The sequence below is a fragment of the Rhizobium sp. KNZ2-6A genome (genome assembly GCF_056755475.1).
On record NZ_JBNDIC010000045.1, the window covers coordinates 25,521 to 43,948 of the forward strand.

General features: G+C 59.8%; 19 protein-coding genes. 9 read left to right on the forward strand and 10 right to left on the reverse strand.

Translation table 11 applies throughout. The annotated features are described in order from the left end of the window. Positions 1 to 5: 5 nt before the first annotated feature. The gene (locus ACPYOP_RS25325; RefSeq protein ID WP_481413031.1) at positions 6 to 899 is read right to left on the reverse strand and encodes a DMT family transporter; all 894 of its coding nucleotides are present in this window, start codon (positions 897 to 899) and stop codon (positions 6 to 8) included. 398 nt (positions 900 to 1,297) lie between these two features. Between ACPYOP_RS25325 and ACPYOP_RS25330 the strand changes: the two genes are divergently transcribed. From ACPYOP_RS25330 to ACPYOP_RS25340, 3 genes are read left to right on the forward strand one after another with little or no spacing between them, the layout of a single operon-like run. Further along, positions 1,298 to 2,707: a circularly permuted type 2 ATP-grasp protein gene (locus ACPYOP_RS25330; protein WP_481413032.1), complete on the forward strand. Its 1,410-nt coding sequence runs from the start codon at positions 1,298 to 1,300 to the stop codon at positions 2,705 to 2,707. A 7-nt stretch (positions 2,708 to 2,714) separates the two neighbouring features. Continuing rightward, on the forward strand, positions 2,715 to 3,656 hold the full coding sequence (locus ACPYOP_RS25335) for an alpha-E domain-containing protein (protein WP_481413033.1): 942 nt from the start codon (positions 2,715 to 2,717) through the stop codon (positions 3,654 to 3,656). A 12-nt stretch (positions 3,657 to 3,668) separates the two neighbouring features. Beyond that, the gene (locus tag ACPYOP_RS25340; protein ID WP_481413034.1) at positions 3,669 to 4,487 is read left to right on the forward strand and encodes a transglutaminase family protein; all 819 of its coding nucleotides are present in this window, start codon (positions 3,669 to 3,671) and stop codon (positions 4,485 to 4,487) included. 12 nt (positions 4,488 to 4,499) lie between these two features. Here ACPYOP_RS25340 and ACPYOP_RS25345 read toward each other — a convergent pair whose 3' ends face one another. The 8 genes from ACPYOP_RS25345 to chvE form a co-directional block, all read right to left on the reverse strand. Then, positions 4,500 to 4,910, reverse strand: a complete 411-nt coding sequence (locus ACPYOP_RS25345) for a type II toxin-antitoxin system VapC family toxin (protein ID WP_481413035.1) — start codon at positions 4,908 to 4,910, stop codon at positions 4,500 to 4,502. After that, complete coding sequence (locus tag ACPYOP_RS25350) at positions 4,907 to 5,152, reverse strand: type II toxin-antitoxin system Phd/YefM family antitoxin (RefSeq protein ID WP_481413036.1); 246 nt, start codon at positions 5,150 to 5,152, stop codon at positions 4,907 to 4,909. The genes ACPYOP_RS25345 and ACPYOP_RS25350 overlap by 4 nt, the downstream gene beginning before the upstream one ends. Positions 5,153 to 5,283: 131 nt before the next feature. Continuing rightward, positions 5,284 to 7,029: an L-arabinonate dehydratase gene (araD, locus tag ACPYOP_RS25355; protein ID WP_015340744.1), complete on the reverse strand. Its 1,746-nt coding sequence runs from the start codon at positions 7,027 to 7,029 to the stop codon at positions 5,284 to 5,286. Positions 7,030 to 7,092: 63 nt separating this feature from the next. Beyond that, positions 7,093 to 8,526 (reverse strand): aldehyde dehydrogenase family protein, encoded by a 1,434-nt coding sequence (locus ACPYOP_RS25360; protein WP_481413037.1) that lies wholly within the window; start codon positions 8,524 to 8,526, stop codon positions 7,093 to 7,095. Between the two features lie 65 nt (positions 8,527 to 8,591). Further along, positions 8,592 to 9,590, reverse strand: a complete 999-nt coding sequence (gene araD1, locus ACPYOP_RS25365; RefSeq protein WP_481413038.1) for an AraD1 family protein — start codon at positions 9,588 to 9,590, stop codon at positions 8,592 to 8,594. A 118-nt stretch (positions 9,591 to 9,708) separates the two neighbouring features. Continuing rightward, positions 9,709 to 10,917 (reverse strand): multiple monosaccharide ABC transporter permease, encoded by a 1,209-nt coding sequence (mmsB, locus tag ACPYOP_RS25370; RefSeq protein ID WP_149634652.1) that lies wholly within the window; start codon positions 10,915 to 10,917, stop codon positions 9,709 to 9,711. Beyond that, positions 10,914 to 12,452 carry a multiple monosaccharide ABC transporter ATP-binding protein gene (mmsA, locus tag ACPYOP_RS25375; RefSeq protein ID WP_481413039.1) on the reverse strand — a complete coding sequence of 513 codons (1,539 nt, stop codon included), beginning with the start codon at positions 12,450 to 12,452 and terminating at the stop codon, positions 10,914 to 10,916. Before mmsA ends, mmsB begins: the two co-directional genes overlap by 4 nt. A gap of 105 nt (positions 12,453 to 12,557) precedes the next feature. After that, complete coding sequence (gene chvE / locus ACPYOP_RS25380; RefSeq protein WP_168838479.1) at positions 12,558 to 13,622, reverse strand: multiple monosaccharide ABC transporter substrate-binding protein; 1,065 nt, start codon at positions 13,620 to 13,622, stop codon at positions 12,558 to 12,560. A gap of 273 nt (positions 13,623 to 13,895) precedes the next feature. Here chvE and ACPYOP_RS25385 point away from each other — a divergent pair, with 273 nt between their 5' ends. Together ACPYOP_RS25385 and ACPYOP_RS25390 are read left to right on the forward strand one after the other, a co-directional pair. Continuing rightward, positions 13,896 to 14,903, forward strand: coding sequence for a LysR family transcriptional regulator (locus tag ACPYOP_RS25385; RefSeq protein WP_481413040.1), 1,008 nt, complete (start codon positions 13,896 to 13,898; stop codon positions 14,901 to 14,903). A gap of 75 nt (positions 14,904 to 14,978) precedes the next feature. Further along, entirely contained in the window at positions 14,979 to 15,446 is a 468-nt protein-coding gene (locus ACPYOP_RS25390) for a hypothetical protein (RefSeq protein WP_481413041.1), read from the forward strand. Here ACPYOP_RS25390 and ACPYOP_RS25395 read toward each other — a convergent pair whose 3' ends face one another. Beyond that, the gene (locus tag ACPYOP_RS25395; RefSeq protein WP_481413042.1) at positions 15,447 to 15,698 is read right to left on the reverse strand and encodes a hypothetical protein; all 252 of its coding nucleotides are present in this window, start codon (positions 15,696 to 15,698) and stop codon (positions 15,447 to 15,449) included. 232 nt (positions 15,699 to 15,930) lie between these two features. Between ACPYOP_RS25395 and iolG the strand changes: the two genes are divergently transcribed. From iolG to ACPYOP_RS25415, 4 genes are all read left to right on the forward strand, one after another. Continuing rightward, positions 15,931 to 16,923: an inositol 2-dehydrogenase gene (iolG, locus tag ACPYOP_RS25400; RefSeq protein ID WP_481413043.1), complete on the forward strand. Its 993-nt coding sequence runs from the start codon at positions 15,931 to 15,933 to the stop codon at positions 16,921 to 16,923. Positions 16,924 to 17,080: 157 nt separating this feature from the next. Continuing rightward, positions 17,081 to 17,395, forward strand: coding sequence for an ArsR/SmtB family transcription factor (locus tag ACPYOP_RS25405; RefSeq protein ID WP_481413044.1), 315 nt, complete (start codon positions 17,081 to 17,083; stop codon positions 17,393 to 17,395). Next, complete coding sequence (locus ACPYOP_RS25410; RefSeq protein ID WP_481413045.1) at positions 17,392 to 17,751, forward strand: SRPBCC family protein; 360 nt, start codon at positions 17,392 to 17,394, stop codon at positions 17,749 to 17,751. The genes ACPYOP_RS25405 and ACPYOP_RS25410 overlap by 4 nt, the downstream gene beginning before the upstream one ends. A gap of 44 nt (positions 17,752 to 17,795) precedes the next feature. Next, entirely contained in the window at positions 17,796 to 18,419 is a 624-nt protein-coding gene (locus ACPYOP_RS25415; protein ID WP_481413046.1) for an ATP-dependent Clp protease proteolytic subunit, read from the forward strand. Positions 18,420 to 18,428: the final 9 nt, after the last annotated feature.

Below are 18,428 nucleotides of genomic sequence, written 5' to 3' on the forward strand. Positions count from 1 at the left end.
CCAACCTATTCCGGGACCACAGCCGCCGCGCGCCGGTTGGTGAGATAGACGCCGATCACGACGATGACGGTGCCAATGATGATCGGCAGTGTCAGCGGCTCGCCGAAAGCAATGGCCGCTTCGATGGCGACGGCTGGCGGCATCAGGTAGATGAGCGATGCTGCGCGCGACACCTGCCCCCTGCGGATCAGGTAGAGCAGCAGCCCGACGGCCCCCATGGACAGGCCGAAGACGGACCAGAGCATCGCAAGAATGGCTTCATGCGTGCCGTCGAAGCGGACACCTTCGAACAGGAAGGCGAGCGGCACGGTGACGATCAGTGCGCCGACATATTGCAATGTCGCGATAGTTCTGAGATCGCCGGTCTGCAGATGGCGCTTCTGGTAAAGCGTGCCATAGGTCGCGGAGACCATCGCCAGCAGATTGACGACCAGGGGAACGGCAGACTGCCAGAGATCGGCCGTATCCGTCGCCAGAAGCTTCGGCGAAATCGCGATGGCGATGCCGAGGAAACCGAGCAGCAGGCCGACCTTCTGGATCGGCTGCAGTCGTTCGCCGACGAGGAACGGCGCGGCCATGGCGGTCATCAGCGGCTGCAGCGCCGCGATGATGCCGGAGATACCGGCCGGCACGCCTTCGGCAATCGCCCACCAGAGACCGGCGAGATAGATGCCGTGCAGGAAAATGCCGGAATAGATGGCCCGGAACACGCTCGACCAATCGCGCGGCCACCGGGCGCCGACGATGGAACAGAGCAGCACAAAGGCGAGAGCCGATAGGCTGTAGCGGATCATCAGGAAGGTGAAAGGGCCTGCATGCTGCGAGGCATATTTTGCGACGATCCAGCCGGTGGACCAGAGAAGGACGAAGATCGCCGGCGCGAGTTTATCGAGGGACATGGAAATCGGACCGATATGTTTCGCGCGTCGGAGCCGGAATCCTGGTCGAATTCGGGGTTTCGCGCTGAGAGGTTGAAGGCTGATAGCCGATGGCGGCGGAGCGGTCAAAATCGATCTGCTGAAAACAGCCATCAATTTTTCTTCACAGCCGGCGAACCATCGCTCTGGTTTTAGAAACTCCGGTTACTATCCAGGGGCTCAGTCCGCAAAATAAGCAGATGCTCAAATTTTGACCCAAGCATTGCGGCGAAAGCCGGCGGGTGACGATCGGATTATTCTTAAATGCCTGTAAATCCGGCATTTTTCGATGTTGCGAAATTCGCAACGGCAACTGCGCATAGTTCTTGCATTGTAAAAACCGTTGTATTCAAATGGGTAAAAACACGGGGACCGCACCTTTGGCATTTGATGAAATGATTACTGCGGATGAAAGTCCGCGCGCGCCTTACGAGAAATACTTCGAGTGGTACTCAGGCCAGGACAGGGGCCACCTTATTGCCAAATCCCGCGATGCGGAAACCATCTTCCGGAAAACGGGCATTACCTTCGCGGTCTACGGACACGCAGACTCCTCCGAAAAGCTCATCCCCTTCGACATCATCCCCCGCATCATATCAGGCCGCGAATGGCGCAAGCTCGCCCAGGGTATCGAACAGCGGGTCATCGCCCTCAACGCCTTCCTCGACGACATCTACCACAAGCAGGAAATCATTCGCGCCGGCCGCATCCCGCGCGAGCTGATCGAAAGGAACGACGCCTTCCTGCCTGAAATGATCGGCTTTCGTCCGCCGGGCGGTGTCTACACCCATATCGTCGGCACCGACATCGTGCGCACCGGCGAAGACCAATTCTATGTGCTTGAGGACAATGCCCGCACGCCTTCCGGCGTCAGCTACATGCTGGAAAACCGCGAAACGATGATGCAGATGTTCCCCGAACTGTTTCACCAGAACAAGGTGCAGCGCGTCGAGGACTATCCGTTGCTGCTGCGACAGAGCCTCGCGTCGCTCGCCCCTCCCGGCTGCAAGGGCAAGCCGCGCGTCGCCGTGCTGACGCCGGGCATCTACAACTCCGCCTACTACGAACACTCCTTCCTCGCCGACATGATGGGCGTGGAACTGGTGGAAGGCTCGGATTTGCGCGTCATCGACGGCAAGGTGAAGATGCGCACGACGCGCGGCTACGAGGCCATCGACGTGCTCTATCGCCGCGTCGACGACGATTTCCTCGATCCCCTCACCTTCCGCCCGGATTCCGCGCTCGGCATTCCCGGCATCATGGATGTCTATCGCGCCGGCAATATCACCATCGCCAATGCGCCGGGCACCGGCATTTCCGACGATAAGGCGATCTATTCCTACATGCCCGAGATCGTCGAATTCTACACCGGCCGCAAGCCGATCCTCGAAAACGTGCCGACCTGGCGCTGTTCCGAGCCAGACAGCCTGAAATATGTGCTGGAAAACCTGGCCGATCTCGTCATCAAGGAAGTCCACGGCTCCGGCGGCTACGGCATGCTGGTCGGGCCAACGGCCTCCAAGAGGGAGCGGACGGAATTTGCCGAGAAGTTGAAGAGCAGGCCGAACAACTACATCGCTCAGCCGACGCTTTCACTGTCGACGGTGCCGATCCTGGTCAATAAGGGCATCGCGCCACGGCATGTCGACCTGCGCCCCTATGTGCTGGTCTCAGACAAGGTGCGGATCATCCCCGGCGGCCTGACCCGCGTGGCGCTGAAGGAAGGCTCGCTGGTGGTCAATTCCAGCCAGGGCGGCGGCACCAAAGACACCTGGGTTCTGGAGGACTGAGACGGACATGCTTGGAAGAACCGCCAATGGCCTCTACTGGATGTTCCGTTACATCGAGCGCGCCGAAAACATAGCCCGCCTGGTCGACGCCGGTCAGCGTATGTCGCTGACGCGCAGCGACGCCATCGATGACGATTGGGATGGAGTCCTGCAAAGCGCCGGTGTGCGCGAAGCCTATAATGAAGTGCATGGCAAGCTGACCGGCGCCGACGCGATCGACTACCTGATGCGCGACCGCTCCAACCCGTCGAGCGTCATGTCCTGCATCGAATACGGCCGCAACAATGCCCGTATGGTGCGCACGGCGCTGACGCGCGACACCTGGGAGGCGACCAACGAATGCTGGATCGAGCTGAAGACCCTGCTCGGCAAGCGGCTGAAAACGGCCGAATTGCCGGAGACGATCGACGTGATCAAGCGGCGGGCCGGATTGATCCGCGGTGCCTTCCACGGCTCGATGTTGCGCAACGAGCTCTATAATTTCGCCCGCATCGGCACCTTCATCGAGCGCGCCGACAATACCGCCCGCATCCTCGACGTGAAATATTACGTCCTGCTGCCATCCGTCTCGCATGTCGGCTCTTCGCTTGACAATGCGCAATGGGAATCGATCCTGCGGTCCGTCTCGGCGCACCGGGCCTATAAATGGGCCTACGATCCCGAATACAAGCCGGCCAATATTGCCGACTTCCTGATCCTGAACGGGCAGATGCCGCGTTCGCTTGCCTATTGCTACGAGAAGATCGTCAGCAATATCGGCTATCTCAGCGCCGAACATGAAAAAAAGCTGCCGGCGCACGATACCGCGGAGGCCATCCGCCAATCGCTGCAGAAGCTGACGATCAAGCGCATCATGGACCAGGGCCTGCATGAGTTCCTCGAGGATTTCGTCGCCCACAACAACAAGCTGGGCGCCGAAATCTCCGACGGCTACCGGTTCTACGAATAGGCGGGCGATATCATGAGACTGACGATCAGCCATATCACGGAATATCGCTACGACGAGCCGGCGCAGTTTTCCCTGCAACGGCTTCACCTGACGCCGCTGACGGGCGTGGGACAGACGGTTATCGACTGGAAACTCTCGGTCGAAGGCGCCAAGCCTGAGGTTGAGTATGACGACCAGTTCGGCAATCGCGCCACGCTGGTTTCCCTCGACGGGCAGCAGGACGCAACGAAGATCATTGCCTCAGGCGAAGTCGAGACGCAGGACCTCAACGGCGTCGTCGGGCTGCATCAGGGCTTCAGCCCGCTCTGGCTCTTCCTGCGGGACTCGCCGCGCACCAAGGCTGGCAAGCTGACGAAGGAACTGCTGCGCGGCGTTTCAGGTGACGACGAGCTCGGCAAGATGCACGCGCTGATGAAGGCAATCCACGAGACCGTGGAATACAAGCCGGGCACTAGTGACACCGAGACAACGGCGGAACAGGCGCTGGAGGCGAAGAGCGGCGTTTGCCAGGACCATGCCCATATCTTCATCGCCGCCGCCCGCGCATTGCGCATACCGGCGCGCTACGTCTCCGGCTATCTGATGATGGACGGCAAGAACGAGCAGGCGGCAACCCATGCCTGGGCCGAGGCGCATATTTCCGGCCTCGGCTGGGTCGGCTTCGATCCGGCCAACGACGTCTGCCCCGACGCCCGCTATGTCCGCGTCGCGACCGGCCTCTGCTATCGCGACGCAGCCCCCGTCTCCGGCATGCGGGTCGGCACACCGGGCGAAACTCTTACGGTCAAGGTGACGGTGGCAAGCCAGGGGCAAAGCCAGAGCCAGAGCTGATAGAGACGCAATTCATCCCGCAGGGAAAACGTCGACATGGCCCTTGCCGCCATAATGAAGGATCGCATGGTCGGCGGTCAGTAGCGGGACACGGTGGAAGCGTGCCGTCGCCACAATAATCCGGTCGGCCGGGTCGGCGTGGAACTCGCCCGGCAGGCGCACGCTATCCACCGCAATCTGTGGCTCTATGGGAGCAAGCTGCAAGCCAGGTAAAGCAAGTGCCGCGTCGAGCCAACGACCAACGTCGTAACCAAGCGCGATGCGTCCCTTCTGTGCGAGCATAGCGACTTCCCACGGCGTGATCGCCGAGATCAGAACGCGACTGCGCGCCGTAGTTTCATCGATAAGCTGCCGAGCCCCCGCATTCAGCCGCGGATCGTCATGCATAGCCCAGATCAGAATATGCGTATCAATGACGATCAACGCGTCGCATCCCATTCTTCAGCATCGATGGCGGGCAGGAACGGATCGTCATATTGGAGTACGCTACCCTTCATCGCGCCGATGACACTGGGGCGATCTGATTTCTCCGGCGCGGGTGTCAGCACAGCAACGGGCTTTCCACGCTTCGTAATGATAATCGGCTCGCCGTCGTCGCCCATTTGATCGATCAGATGAAGGCATTTTGCCTTGAATTCGGCTGCGCCGACAGATTTGATAGACATGGCCATTATTCCTGTACAGATGTACATGAAATATGGTCATCTAGCTCACGACAGTCAATACCACCCCAAAGTGCGGCAGTGAAAAAGAGGCGGAACTCTCGTCCCGCCCCTTCCAATTCCAGACACCAATCTTAGTGGCTGTCGCGATTGTTCGGGATTTCCGAGCCGCGCGGGCCGACGAGGAAGTCGAGGTCGGCGCCGGTATCCGCCTGCATGACCGACTTCACGTAAAGGCCGCCATAGCCGCCGGTGAGCGGCTTGACCGGCGAAACCCAAGCGGCGCGGCGCTTTGCCAGTTCCTCATCCGACACTTCGAGCTGGATGGTACGGGCGGGAACGTCGACGGCGATGATGTCGCCGTTCTGGACCAGCGCCAGCGGGCCTCCATCGGCAGCTTCCGGAGCCGTGTGCAGGATGACGGTGCCGTAGGCCGTGCCCGACATGCGCGCATCGGAAATGCGGATCATGTCGGTGATGCCCTTCTTCAGCACCTTCGGCGGCAGGCCCATGTTGCCGACTTCGGCCATGCCCGGATAACCCTTCGGGCCGCAATACTTCAGCACCATGACGCAGTTCTCGTCGATGTCGAGATCGTCGCGGTTGATGCGGGCGTGATAATCCTCGATGCTTTCGAAGACCACGGCACGGCCCTTGTGCTGCATCAGATGCGGCGAAGCGGCTGACGGCTTGAGGACCGCGCCCTTCGGCGCGAGGTTGCCGCGCAGAACGGCGATGCCGCCCGACTGCGTCAATGCCTTCTCGCGCGGGACGATGACGTCGTCATTGTAGTTGACGACATCCTTGACCCCTGCCCAGATCGTGTCGCCCGTGACCGTGATGGCGTCCTTGTGGAGCAGGCCCATTTCTCCGACTGCCTTGATGACGACGGGCAGACCGCCGGCATAGTAGAACTCTTCCATCAGGTGCTTGCCCGAAGGCTGCAGGTTGACGATGGTCGGGACTTCGCGGCCCAGACGATCCCAATCGTCAAGCGACAGGTCGACGCCGATGCGGCCCGCGAGCGCGAGGAGGTGCAGAACGGCGTTGGTCGAGCCGCCGACGGCGCCGTTGACGCGGATAGCGTTTTCGAAGGCTTCCTTGGTCAGAATGTCTGATGGTTTCAGGTCTTCCTTGACCATGTCGACGATACGGCGACCTGACAGCTGCGAGATAACACGACGGCGCGCATCGACAGCCGGGATGGCGGCATTGCCGGGCAAGGTCATGCCGAGCGCTTCGGCCATAGACGCCATGGTCGAGGCCGTACCCATGGTCATACAGCTGCCGGCCGAGCGGGCCATGCCCTGCTCCGCATCCATGAATTCATCCAGCGACATCTCGCCGGACTTGACCATTTCCGAGAACTGCCAGATTGCCGTGCCGGAGCCGACATCCTTGCCGCGCCACTTTCCGTTCAGCATCGGGCCGCCGGAAACGAGGATGACCGGGATGTCGACGGAGGCAGCGCCCATCAGCAGGCTCGGCGTGGTCTTGTCGCAGCCGCCGAGCAGCACGACGCCATCGACCGGATTGCCGCGGATCGCTTCTTCCACGTCCATGGCCGCCAGGTTGCGGAACATCATCGCCGTCGGACGCAGTGTGCTTTCGCCGACAGAGAAGACCGGGAATTCCACGGGGAAACCGCCCGCCTCGTAGACGCCGCGCTTCACGCGCTCCGCAAGATCGCGCAGATGCGCGTTGCAGGGCGTCAGCTCCGACCAGGTGTTACAGATGCCGATGATCGGACGGCCGTCGAACGTATCGGCCGGCAAGCCCTGGTTCTTCATCCAGGAGCGATGCATGATCGCGTTCTTGCCGGTGCCACCGAACCAATCGTAGGAGCGCAGCTTGCGCGGCCATTCAGCTTTCTTTTTCATTGTCTCAGTACCCTTTGCGTCGCCCAGGCCGCCTCGTTCGCGCCTGGGCTTTGAAATCGATGATCAGGCGAGCGTGTAAGCCGTCTTGACGGTGGTGAAGAATTCGGCGGCATATTTGCCCTGCTCGCGCGAACCGAAGGACGAGCCCTTGCGACCGCCGAACGGCACATGGAAATCGACGCCGGCGGTCGGCAGGTTGACCATCACCATGCCGGCTTCCGCATTGCGCTTGAAATGCGTCGCATGCTTCAGGCTCGTCGTGGCAATGCCGGAGGACAGACCGAACGGCGTGTCGTTGGCCGTTGCCAAGGCTTCCTCGTAATCCTTCACCCGGATAACCGAAGCGACCGGCCCGAAGATCTCCTCGCGGCTGATGCGCATCTGGTTCGTCGCCTCGGTGAACAGCGTCGGCTGCAGGTAGAAGCCGGGGGTGTCGCGGTTGACGAGCTCGCCGCCGAAGGCAAGCTTGGCGCCTTCTTGGCGGCCGATCTCGATATAATCGGTATCCGTCTTCAACTGCTTGGCATCGACGACCGGACCGATATGCGTGCCGGACTTCAACGCGTTGCCGACGTTCAACGTCTTCAGTTTCTCCGTCAGCGCCGCCACGAACCGGTCATGGATGCCTTCGGTGACGATCAGGCGCGACGAGGCCGTGCAGCGCTGACCGGTCGAGAAGAAGGCGGAATTGGCAGCCGCTTCGACGGCAACGGTCAGATCGGCATCGTCAAGCACGACCATCGGGTTCTTACCGCCCATTTCCAGCTGGTACTTGCGGCCATGCTCGACGGAGGAAAGCGCCACGCGCTTGCCCGTGCCGACCGAGCCGGTGAAAGTGATGCCGGAAAGAACTGGGCTATCCAGCATTGCTTGGCCGACGACCGAGCCCTTGCCCATGACAAGGTTCAAGACGCCCTTCGGCAGGCCGGCGCGGTTCAGGATATCGACGATCGCCCAGGAGCAGCCGGGCACGAGATCGGCCGGCTTGAAGACGACGGTGTTGCCGTAGCAAAGCGCCGGCGCGATCTTCCAGGCGGGAATGGCGATCGGGAAGTTCCAGGGCGTGATGACACCGATGACGCCGAGCGGCTCGCGGGTGATCTCGACACCGATGTTCGGGCGCACGGAAGGCACGACCTCGCCTGCAAGGCGCAGCGCCTCGCCGGCAAAGAATTCGAATATCTGCGCGGCACGGATCGTCTCGCCGATCGCCTCGGGCAGCGTCTTGCCTTCCTCGCGAGCCAGCAGCGCGCCGAGCTCGTCCTTGCGCGCCAGGATTTCCTCGCCGGCCTTCTTCAGGATCGTGTGGCGCTCCAGAATGCCGGAACGCGACCATGCCGGAAAGGCCGCCTTGGCCGCTGCAATCGCGTCAGCGACATCCTGCGTGCTGGCGCTCGCATAGAGGCCGACGACTTCGTTCGTGTCCGACGGATTGATGTTCTCGGTGCCGTTCGTCCCGGTCCACTCGCCGGCGATCAAGTTCTGATGAATGGTCATGGCGTCATGCCTTCCTGGATCGTATTGAAAATGCCCGGCCGAACCTCGCGGCCGGGCTCGACGAATTACAGCTGGCGAACAGCCACATTTTCTTCGGCGTCGACCGCCAGCGGATTGCGCAGCGGCAGGCCGAATTCGGCAACTTCGATTTCAAAGACGTCACCGGCTTCCGGCTTGATGCCTTCCGCGAACGAAAGCGTCGCCGTGCCGAACATGTGGACATGCACATCGCCGGGGACACGGAAGAGGCCATACTTGAAGTGATGATATTCAAGATTGGCGAAGGTGTGCGACATGTTCGCTTCCCCGGAAAGGAAAGGCTTTTCGAAGATTACCTTGTCGCCGCGCTTGATGCGGGAGGTGCCACGGATATCGTCAGGCGCCGCACCAATGCGGATTTCCGGACCGAAGCTTGCCGGGCGCAGCTTGGAATGGGCGAGATAGAGATAGTTGATCCGCTCGGTGACGTGATCGGAGAATTCGTTCGAAAGCGCGAAGCCGATGCGGAACGGCGTGCCGTCCTTGGCGATGACATAGATGCCGGCCATTTCAGGCTCTTCGCCGCCGTCGAGCGCGAAGGACGGCGACACGAGCGCAGCGCCCGGGGCAGCAGAGCCATAGCCGTTGCCCTTGTAGAACCATTCCGGCTGAACGCCCTTCTCGCCGGCTTTCGGCTTGCCGCCCTCGATGCCCATCTTGAACATCTTCATGGAGTCGGTCAGCGTCTCTTCGGCCGCTTCCGTGGTCTTCTTGTGCATGGAATCACGCGTCGCGGCCGAGCCGAGATGCGTCAGGCCAGTGCCGGTCAGATGCAGGTGAGCGGCGTCGGGATGCGTGATTGGCGGCAGGAAACGGCCTTCGGCATAGACCTTTTCGAGGTCGACCGTTTCGCCGAGACCATGTGCTTCGATGACCGAAGCGAGCGACTTGCCGCTGTCGGCTGCTTCCATCGCAAGCTTATAAACGCTGCCGGCATTGACGACGGCCTTGGCAACTTCGCCAGGTCCGCTGCGAACGGCAACGACGATATTGCCGTTCGAGCCCTTGATCTGCGAAATGAGCATGTCTTTCATCCTTTCCTAACAGACAGAGATCGGATGCAGTTTACCGTTCCGGCTCTCAGCGAGAGCCGGACTCTGTCATGGATTTGGTTTTTAAAGTCTCGGCTGGTCGCTTAAGCGATCAGCCCTTGTTCTTGTTGTAGACGTCGATGAACACGGCAGCGAGCAGGACCGCACCCTTGATCATCTTCTGCGAGTCCGTCTGGTATCCGAGGATCGACATGCCCTGGTTCAGCACGCCCATGATCAAGGCGCCGATAACGGCACCCGTCACCTTGCCGACGCCGCCGGAAGCCGAAGCGCCACCGATGAAGCAAGCCGCGATCACGTCGAGCTCAAGGCCGTCGCCGCCCTTGGCCGTTGCCGAATTCAGGCGGGTGGCGATGATGATGCCGGCGATGCTGGCGAGAATGCCCATATTGATGAAGGTGTAGAAGGTCAGCCGGCGGGTATCGATACCCGAAAGCTTCGTCGCCTTCTCGTTGCCGCCCATGGCATAGATGCGACGGCCGATCGTGGTGCGCTGGGTGGCGAAACCGTAGAGGGCGATCAACAGCAGCATGAGGACCAGAACGTTCGGCAGTCCTCTGTAGGAGGAAATCTGGTAGCCGATAAAGATGGTCGCGGCGGCGATTACCAGATTCTGGCCGATAAAGAAGCTGAAAGGTTCGACATCGATGCCATGCTTCTCATTCACGCTGCGACCGCGCCACGCGAGGAGGAACATCACAATCGGGATGGCAATGGTCAGGAAGATCGACGTCGAATGGATGCCGCCCATGTCGACGAAATCGGGAATGAAGCCGGTCGCGACGATCTGGAACGCCGGCGGGAAAGGACCGATACTGCTGCCGTTGCCCGTCGTGTTGATGATCGTATAGGTCAAGCCGCGGAAAACCAGCATGCCGGAAAGCGTGACGATAAACGACGGGATGCGGTGGTAGGCGATGAAATATCCATGCCAGGCGCCGACCGCGGCCCCCATCAGAAGACAAATAACCGTCGCAAGCGCCAGGTTCATATGCATCTGCACGACCAGCACGCCCGCAACCGCGCCGACGAAGCCGACCACGGAACCGACCGACAGGTCGATATGGCCGGCCACGATGACCAGCAGCATGCCAAGCGCCATGATGACGATGAACGAGTTCTGCAGCACGATGTTGGTCAGGTTCTGCGGCCTGAACAGAACGCCGTTGGTGAGGTACTGGAACAGCAGCATGATGACGACGAGCGCAATCAGCATGCCGTATTCACGGATGTTGTTGCGGATGTGATCGCCGATCGAAACGACGTGGCTGCTTTCCGTGGCTGGGTTGGCCGAACTCATTGATGCTTCTCCCCTGAGCGCATGATAGCGCGCATGATACTCTCCTGGCTTGCCTCTGCCTTCGGCAGCTCGGCAACGATTCGACCCTCATTCATGACATAGATGCGGTCGCAGGTACCGAGAAGCTCAGGCATTTCCGATGAGATCATCAGAACGCCCTTTCCGTCGGCGGCAAGCTGGTTGATGATGGAATAAATTTCGTATTTGGCGCCGACGTCGATGCCGCGCGTCGGCTCGTCGAGGATCAGCACGTCCGGATCCGAGAACAGCCACTTCGACAGCACCACCTTCTGCTGGTTGCCGCCGGACAGGTTGCCTGCTTCCTGGAAAACGCCGGACGAACGGATGCGCAGCTTGGCGCGATAGTTCGTCGCCACCTGCAGCTCGCGGACGTCGTCGATGACCGTTGCCCTGGAGACGCCCATCAGATTGGCAAGCGTCGTATTGTGCAGGATATTGTTCGTCAGAACGAGACCGAGCTGCTTGCGGTCTTCCGTTACGTAGGCGAGACCGGCGTCGATCGCTCTGCGAACGGTGCTGGTATCGACCTGCTTGCCGTCGACGAAGACTTCACCGTGGATCTTGTGACCGTAGGACTTGCCGAAGACGCTCATGGCGAATTCGGTGCGTCCCGCGCCCATCAGGCCGGCAATGCCGACCACTTCGCCCTTGCGCACATTGATGTTGATATTGTGCAGAACCTGGCGGTCACGGTGCTGTTGATGGAACGCATTCCAGTTCTTGACTTCGAAGATGGTCTCGCCGATCGGCACCGAGCGCGGCGGATAGCGGTCGGCGAGCTCGCGCCCGACCATGTTGCGAATGATAATGTCTTCGCTGATCTCTTCCTCGTGACAGTTCAGCGCCTTCACCGTCATGCCGTCGCGCAATACCGTGATCTGATCGGCCACCTTGCGCACTTCGTTGAGCTTGTGCGTGATGATGATCGAGGTGATGCCCTGGTTGCGGAACTCCATGAGGAGATTGAGGAGAGCATCGGAATCGCTTTCGTTGAGCGATGCCGTCGGCTCGTCGAGAATGAGAAGCTTGACGCTCTTCGACAGGGCCTTGGCGATCTCGACGAGCTGCTGCTTGCCGACGCCGATGTCGGTCACGAGCGTATTCGGAGATTCCCTGAGGCCGACCTTGGCAAGAAGCTGCTTGGTGCGGGTGAAGGTTTCCTGCCAATTGATCATGCCATTGGCGACGACCTCGTTGCCCAGGAAGATATTTTCGGCAATCGACAGAAGCGGAACGAGCGCCAGCTCCTGATGGATGATGATGATGCCGATTTCTTCGGAGTCCTTGATGGTCCTGAACTGGCGGACCGCGCCATCATAATAGATGTCGCCGTCGTAAGTGCCGGCCGGATAAACACCCGAGAGCACCTTCATGAGAGTGGATTTGCCGGCTCCATTTTCGCCGACCAAAGCATGAATCTCGCCCTGACGGACCTTCAGATTGACATTTTCCAGGGCGTTCACACCGGGGAACGACTTGGTAATGCTCCGCATTTCGAGGATGGTATTGTCCATTGTCCGTATCCAACGCCGCGATCGAACATAGCAGACCGCGCGATCGTCTTAAATATCAAAGCCAGGGCCCGCGTTTCGGCGAGCCCTGACCGCTATGTCGGAAAATTACTTCAGCTGATCAGCCTTGTAGTAACCGCCTTCGACGAGGATCTTCTCGTAGTTGGTCTTGTCGACTGCGACCGGGGTCAGCAGATAGGACGGAACAACCTTGACGCCGTTGTCGTAGGTTTTGCTGTCGTTGACTTCAGGCGTCTTGCCTTCCATCAGAGCGTTGACCATGCCGACGGTGACCTTGGCGAGGTCACGGGTGTCCTTGAAGATCGTGGAGTGCTGCTCGCCGGCGATGATCGACTTGACCGACGGAATTTCGGAGTCCTGACCGGTAACGATCGGGAGCTTCACGCCGCCGGAACCGTAACCAACGCCCTTGAGCGAGGAGAGGATACCGATCGACAGGCCGTCATACGGAGACAGAACAGCATCGACGTGGCTGTCGGTGTAATAAGCCGACAGCAGGTTGTCCATGCGAGCCTGGGCCGTTGCCGGGTCCCAACGCAGCGTGCCGACCTTGTCCATGCCCATCTGGCCGGACTTCACGACCAGCTTGCCGCTGTCGATGTAGGGCTTCAGGACAGACATTGCGCCGTCATAGAAGAAGAAGGCGTTGTTGTCGTCAGGCGAACCGCCGAACAGTTCGATGTTGAACGGACCCTTGCCGTCCTTGAGGCCGAGGGCGTCGACGATCGAGCCGGCCTGAAGAACGCCGACCTTGAAGTTGTCGAACGTCGCATAATAGTCGACATTGCCGCTGTTACGGATCAGGCGGTCATAAGCGATGACCTTGATGCCTGCATCGTGTGCCTTCTGCAGAACGTCGGACAGCGTGGTGCCGTCGATCGAAGCGATGACGAGAACCTTGTCGCCCTTGGTGACCATGTTCTCGATCTGCGAGAGCTGGTTCGGAATGTCGTCGTCGCCATATTGCAGGTCGGTGCCGTAACCGGCAGCCTGGAGCTGCTTGACGATGTTGTTGCCGTCATCGATCCAGCGGGCCGAAGCCTTGGTTGGCATGGCGATGCCTACCGTGCCCTTGTCCGCCGCGAAGGCAGGTACCACCAGCGTAGCGACGCCGAACGCAGCGCCGGCCATCAATGAGATAATGGATTTCATTACTCTCTCCCTTGTTGTTAATGTGGCGGACAAAAAATGCCCGCCCGAAACTGCGGCAGGTTCCGTAGAAGGAATGGTTTACTTCTAATTGTGAGAAACGAAGTAGGTCTCCTCCACGCTCTCACGGTTTATGAGCTGTAACCAGCGCACGATCGGCAAACTCGTACGATTTCGTATAACTGTCAAATAGAATAACTGGTAAAACATATACCAAGTTTGATATAATGTTAAAAAATAGTACTTTTTTGCCGACGAACGGGAAATTTGGCCGTCATGGAGAAAATATATAACGACTATTTGAGCGAAGGCATTGAGATTCATTCCGACAATTTTCGCGACGACACGTTGCTGAAAGCCGGTTTGAAGCTCAATCACCTGCGAATGATCGTCACGATCGAGGATCATGGGCAAATTTCGGCCGCCGCTGAGTCCATGAACATGTCACAACCTGCGGCTTCACGCATGCTCTCCGAAATGGAGTCGATTGTCAAAAGTCCGCTCTACGAACGCGTCGCCCGGGGCGTCATGCTGACCCCATTCGGTCTTGCGCTCGCGAAACGGGCGCGCAAGATCCTGCTGGAGTTGCGCGAGGCTGGCCGGGAGCTCGGCGCGCTGCGGACCGGCAAGGGCGGCTCCGTCTTTCTGGGGGCCGTGACAGCGCCGGCGATCAGCCTCGTGGTGCCGGCGATCCAGCGGGTAACGAGCACCTATCCGGGCATCGAGATCAACATCGAGGTGGAAAACAGCAATGTCCTGGCGCGCGAGCTATTGGCCGCCCGCCACGACTTCATCATCAGCCGCATACCCGACGATCTCGATCCGCGCCTCTTCACCGCCCACGAAATCGGCGTCGAGAAAGCCTGCCTTGTGGTCCGCAACGGCCATCCGCTGCTTGAAAAGCAAGTGGCCAGCCTGCCGGATCTCGCCGGCTACGACTGGGTTTTCCAGCCACCCGGCACATTGCTGCGGCGCAAGGTAGAGGACATCTTTCTCGCAGCGGGCGTGCCCCTGCCGGAAAATGTCATCAACACCTCGTCCCTGCTGCTGACGCTTGCCGTGGTCTGCAAGACGGATGCGATCGCCCCCATCGCGCTGGACATGGCGCAATTCATCTGCGGGCAGACATCGCAGGCCGGCGAATCCAGCATCCTTGCGATCGACTTCGACATTGACGTCAGGCCCTACAGCCTGATCACCGCGCGCGAACGCGCCATGCCGCCAAGCGCCCGGCTGCTGCACGACATGATCCTGGAAGAGAGCCGGAACCTTTCGCTGACATAACGTTACGTTCGCGGCCGCGCGTCCATAAGCTCCACGCCAACTTCCGCTCTTATGAAACGTGGCGTGGAGACCCGAATGTTGTTCAGGCAATCATTGTTTCAATCCGTGCTCGACCGCCTCGATACCGAAGAGGACACGTCGGAACAGGAAGAGGCGGCGCATCGCATCCGCGGCCTCAACGTCAGTTTTGCCGCGACGGTGCTCGGCGGCGAGACGCCTGAAGCGCATCGGCCAGATGAAGCCTATCGCGACAATCTCGGCAACCAATTCATCCCGCCCGAACCGGAGCCCGAATCCACGCCGCAAGAGCCGGAGCCGCCAGCCATGCCGGAACATCTGGGCCGGACCTCGCGAGAAGAAATCGCGGCGGAGCTTGCAATCACCACCGAACACACACGCGAGATCCTGCAGGAGAAGCGTCGCGGCTTTGCCAAGGCCAATCATCCCGATAGCGTCGACGCCCCGTTCCGAGAACAGGCGACCATCCGCATGACGCTTGCCAATCAGCTGATCGACGAAGCCATACACCGCCTCAAGCGGTGATTATTTCTTGTCCTCGGCGGGCTCTTCGGCATCGGCCGGCGCGGGCGTATCGTTGTCTGCCACGGGCGGTTGTGGCTTGAAATTCAGAAGCAGCATCCAGGCGGAATAGACGCCGAGCGCGCCTGATAACATGGCCCAGAACGGCTGCGAGCCGAAGGTTTCGACGGCTGCCCAACCAAAACAGACGGCCACGATGAGAATGCGCACCCAAAGCGGCTTATAGAGCGGGTGGCTGGGATCGATCAGTTTCATGGGTCTCTTTTGCCTGTTCAAGAAGACTTGTCTTTAGCGCATCATCGGGAAAATTGTGAAGCGGTCTGGATAAAATAAGGTGCCTTGGGCAAATTCCGAATATGCCGGCATGACATTATGATTTTCGGGAATTGTGAAGTCCGGGCGGCTTGACGCCGCTGTCGGAAAATGGAATGAAAATTCCACAGATGTTAATATTCGGTCCATTTGTTCCGAATCCAGGGAGGTAAGAATGACTGTCAGATTTGGTCTGCTCGGTGCCGGACGCATCGGCAAGGTGCATGCGAAGGCCGTCAGCGGCGATGCCAACGCCAAGCTCGTCGCCGTCGCGGATGCCTTTCCGGCGGCGGCCGAAGCAATTTCGGCTGCCTATGGCTGCGAAGTGCGCATCATCGAGGCGATCGAAGCGGCAAACGATATCGATGCTGTCGTCATCTGCACGCCGACTGATACGCATGCCGATCTGATCGAGCGCTTCTCCCGCGCCGGCAAGGCCGTCTTCTGCGAAAAGCCCGTCGATCTCGACGTCGCGCGCGTCGAGGCCTGCATCAAGGTCGTCAAGGAAACCAAGGGCAAGCTGATGGTCGGCTTCAACCGTCGCTTCGACCCGCATTTCATGGCCGTCAAGAAGGCCATCGACGAAGGCCGCATCGGCACCGTCGAAATGGTGACGATCACCTCGCGCGATCCCGGCGCCCCGCCTGTCGATTATATCAAGCGCTCCGGCGGCATTTTCCGCGACATGACCATCCATGATTTCGACATGGCCCGTTTTCTGCTCGGCGAAGAGCCGGTGGCCGTGACCGCGACCGCCGCAGTCCTGGTTGACAAGGCGATCGGCGAGGCCGGCGATTACGACAGCGTCTCCGTCATCCTTCAGACGGCATCGGGCAAGCAGGCAATCATCTCCAACTCGCGCCGCGCGACTTACGGCTACGATCAGCGCATCGAAATCCACGGCTCGAAGGGCATGGTATCAGCCGAAAACCAGCGCCCCGTCTCCATCGAAGTCGCCAATGGCGATGGCTATACCCGCCCGCCGCTGCATGATTTCTTCATGACGCGCTACACCGAAGCCTATGCCAACGAGATCGCAAGCTTCATCGCCGCGGTCGAAAAGGGCGCCATCATCACCCCGTCGGGCACCGATGGCCTCGCCGCGCTGAAGCTGGCGGATGCCGCCTTGCAGTCGGTCAAGGAAGGCCGTCTGGTAAAGGTCGGCTAAACAGCCTCGATTCCCGCAAGGAATACGATCCTCCCCAAAAGTCCGCCGCGAATCGCTTCGCGGCGGACTTTTTCTTTGGTCGGAAGGCCCGGGCTATTCTCGTTCCTCGTCACCGAAACCTCTTGCGAATAAGATAAGTACATGCTTATCTGTTCTCATGATAGAGAACGAGATATTCCGGGCGTTGGCGGATCCGACCCGACGCGCCATTTTTGAAAAGCTGGCTGCGGGCGGCATGAACGCCAGCGCCCTGCGCGAAGGCATTGATATCAGCCAGCCGGCGATGTCCCAGCATCTCGCGGTTCTGCGGGGCGCCGGGCTGGTCAGGGAAGAACGACAGGGGCGGTTCGTGAATTACGAAGTCGATCCGGAGGGGCTTGCCCTCATTGCGCAATGGCTGGCGAAATACCGCGCCTACTGGCCTGCCCGCATCGAATCTCTCAAGGTCTTGCTGAAGGATATGGACCAATGAACGACCTGAAGATCCCTGTGCGAAAACCCGGCATCGAACTTGAGTATGATCTCGACGAGCCTCCTCACAAGGTCTGGCGCGCGGTCAGCACCCCCGAGCTTCGCGAAAACTGGCTGCCGAAAGAAGCCTTGGCCGATCCCCAGGCAATATCCGTCACGCCGGGTGAAGAGGTGCGCTACCGCCTGCGCGATGACGCGCCGCCATTCCTCGAAAGCACCGTGACCTTCAGGATCGCCCCGAACGCAAATGGCGGCACGAGCCTGCGGATCATCCACGAACTTGATGATGTGCGGCTTCGCCAGACTGAAAAGGCTGCGGCAAACAATAACAGCGTGACCGTCATGCGCGCCGCCTGACACTCAGAATAGATCAACAATTTCAAGAACATTGGAGTTCGCCCATGCGCGAAGCGATGCAACTCGTCCCTATGGTCGTGGAACAATCCAGCAGAGGAGAGCGATCTTTCGACATCTATTCCCGCCTGCTGCGCGAGAGGATCATCTTCCTCAACGGCGAGGTCAACGATGACGTCTCGGCCCTCGTCTGCGCGCAACTGCTGTTTCTCGAGGCGGAAAACCCCAAGAGACCGATCCATCTCTACATCAATTCCCCCGGGGGCGTGGTGACCAGCGGTCTCGCGATGTATGACACGATGCATTACATCCGTGCGCCGGTGCATACGCTTTGCATGGGAACCGCCCGTTCGATGGGCTCCTTCCTCTTGATGTCGGGCCAACCGGGTGAGCGCACCGCGCTGCCCAATGCCAGCATCCATATTCACCAGCCATTAGGCGGCTTCCAGGGACAGGCATCGGACATCTTTATCCATGCTGAAGAAATGAGACGAACGAAACACCGCATGACGCGGCTCTATGCCGAACATTGCGGCCGTTCCTATGAGGAATTCGAACGCGCCATGGATCGCGACCACTTCATGACGGCGGAGGAAGCGCTGGAATGGGGATTGATCGACCGCATCCTGCACATCCGCGAAGAAGAGCAACCTTTGGGCCTGACGGATTGATTTCAACAG

Coding starts and splice junctions, on each gene's coding strand:
- ACPYOP_RS25360 (WP_481413037.1), bottom strand. CDS start 8,526: ATGACCATTCATCAGAACTTGATCGCCGGCGAGTGGACCGGGACGAAC.
- ACPYOP_RS25405 (WP_481413044.1), top strand. CDS start 17,081: ATGATAGAGAACGAGATATTCCGGGCGTTGGCGGATCCGACCCGACGC.
- ACPYOP_RS25335 (WP_481413033.1), top strand. CDS start 2,715: ATGCTTGGAAGAACCGCCAATGGCCTCTACTGGATGTTCCGTTACATC.
- iolG (WP_481413043.1), top strand. CDS start 15,931: ATGACTGTCAGATTTGGTCTGCTCGGTGCCGGACGCATCGGCAAGGTG.
- araD1 (WP_481413038.1), bottom strand. CDS start 9,590: ATGCTCATTTCGCAGATCAAGGGCTCGAACGGCAATATCGTCGTTGCC.
- ACPYOP_RS25415 (WP_481413046.1), top strand. CDS start 17,796: ATGCGCGAAGCGATGCAACTCGTCCCTATGGTCGTGGAACAATCCAGC.
- ACPYOP_RS25395 (WP_481413042.1), bottom strand. CDS start 15,698: ATGAAACTGATCGATCCCAGCCACCCGCTCTATAAGCCGCTTTGGGTG.
- ACPYOP_RS25325 (WP_481413031.1), bottom strand. CDS start 899: ATGTCCCTCGATAAACTCGCGCCGGCGATCTTCGTCCTTCTCTGGTCC.
- ACPYOP_RS25410 (WP_481413045.1), top strand. CDS start 17,392: ATGAACGACCTGAAGATCCCTGTGCGAAAACCCGGCATCGAACTTGAG.
- mmsB (WP_149634652.1), bottom strand. CDS start 10,917: ATGAGTTCGGCCAACCCAGCCACGGAAAGCAGCCACGTCGTTTCGATC.
- ACPYOP_RS25385 (WP_481413040.1), top strand. CDS start 13,896: ATGGAGAAAATATATAACGACTATTTGAGCGAAGGCATTGAGATTCAT.
- ACPYOP_RS25350 (WP_481413036.1), bottom strand. CDS start 5,152: ATGTCTATCAAATCTGTCGGCGCAGCCGAATTCAAGGCAAAATGCCTT.
- mmsA (WP_481413039.1), bottom strand. CDS start 12,452: ATGGACAATACCATCCTCGAAATGCGGAGCATTACCAAGTCGTTCCCC.
- chvE (WP_168838479.1), bottom strand. CDS start 13,622: ATGAAATCCATTATCTCATTGATGGCCGGCGCTGCGTTCGGCGTCGCT.
- araD (WP_015340744.1), bottom strand. CDS start 7,029: ATGAAAAAGAAAGCTGAATGGCCGCGCAAGCTGCGCTCCTACGATTGG.
- ACPYOP_RS25340 (WP_481413034.1), top strand. CDS start 3,669: ATGAGACTGACGATCAGCCATATCACGGAATATCGCTACGACGAGCCG.
- ACPYOP_RS25390 (WP_481413041.1), top strand. CDS start 14,979: ATGTTGTTCAGGCAATCATTGTTTCAATCCGTGCTCGACCGCCTCGAT.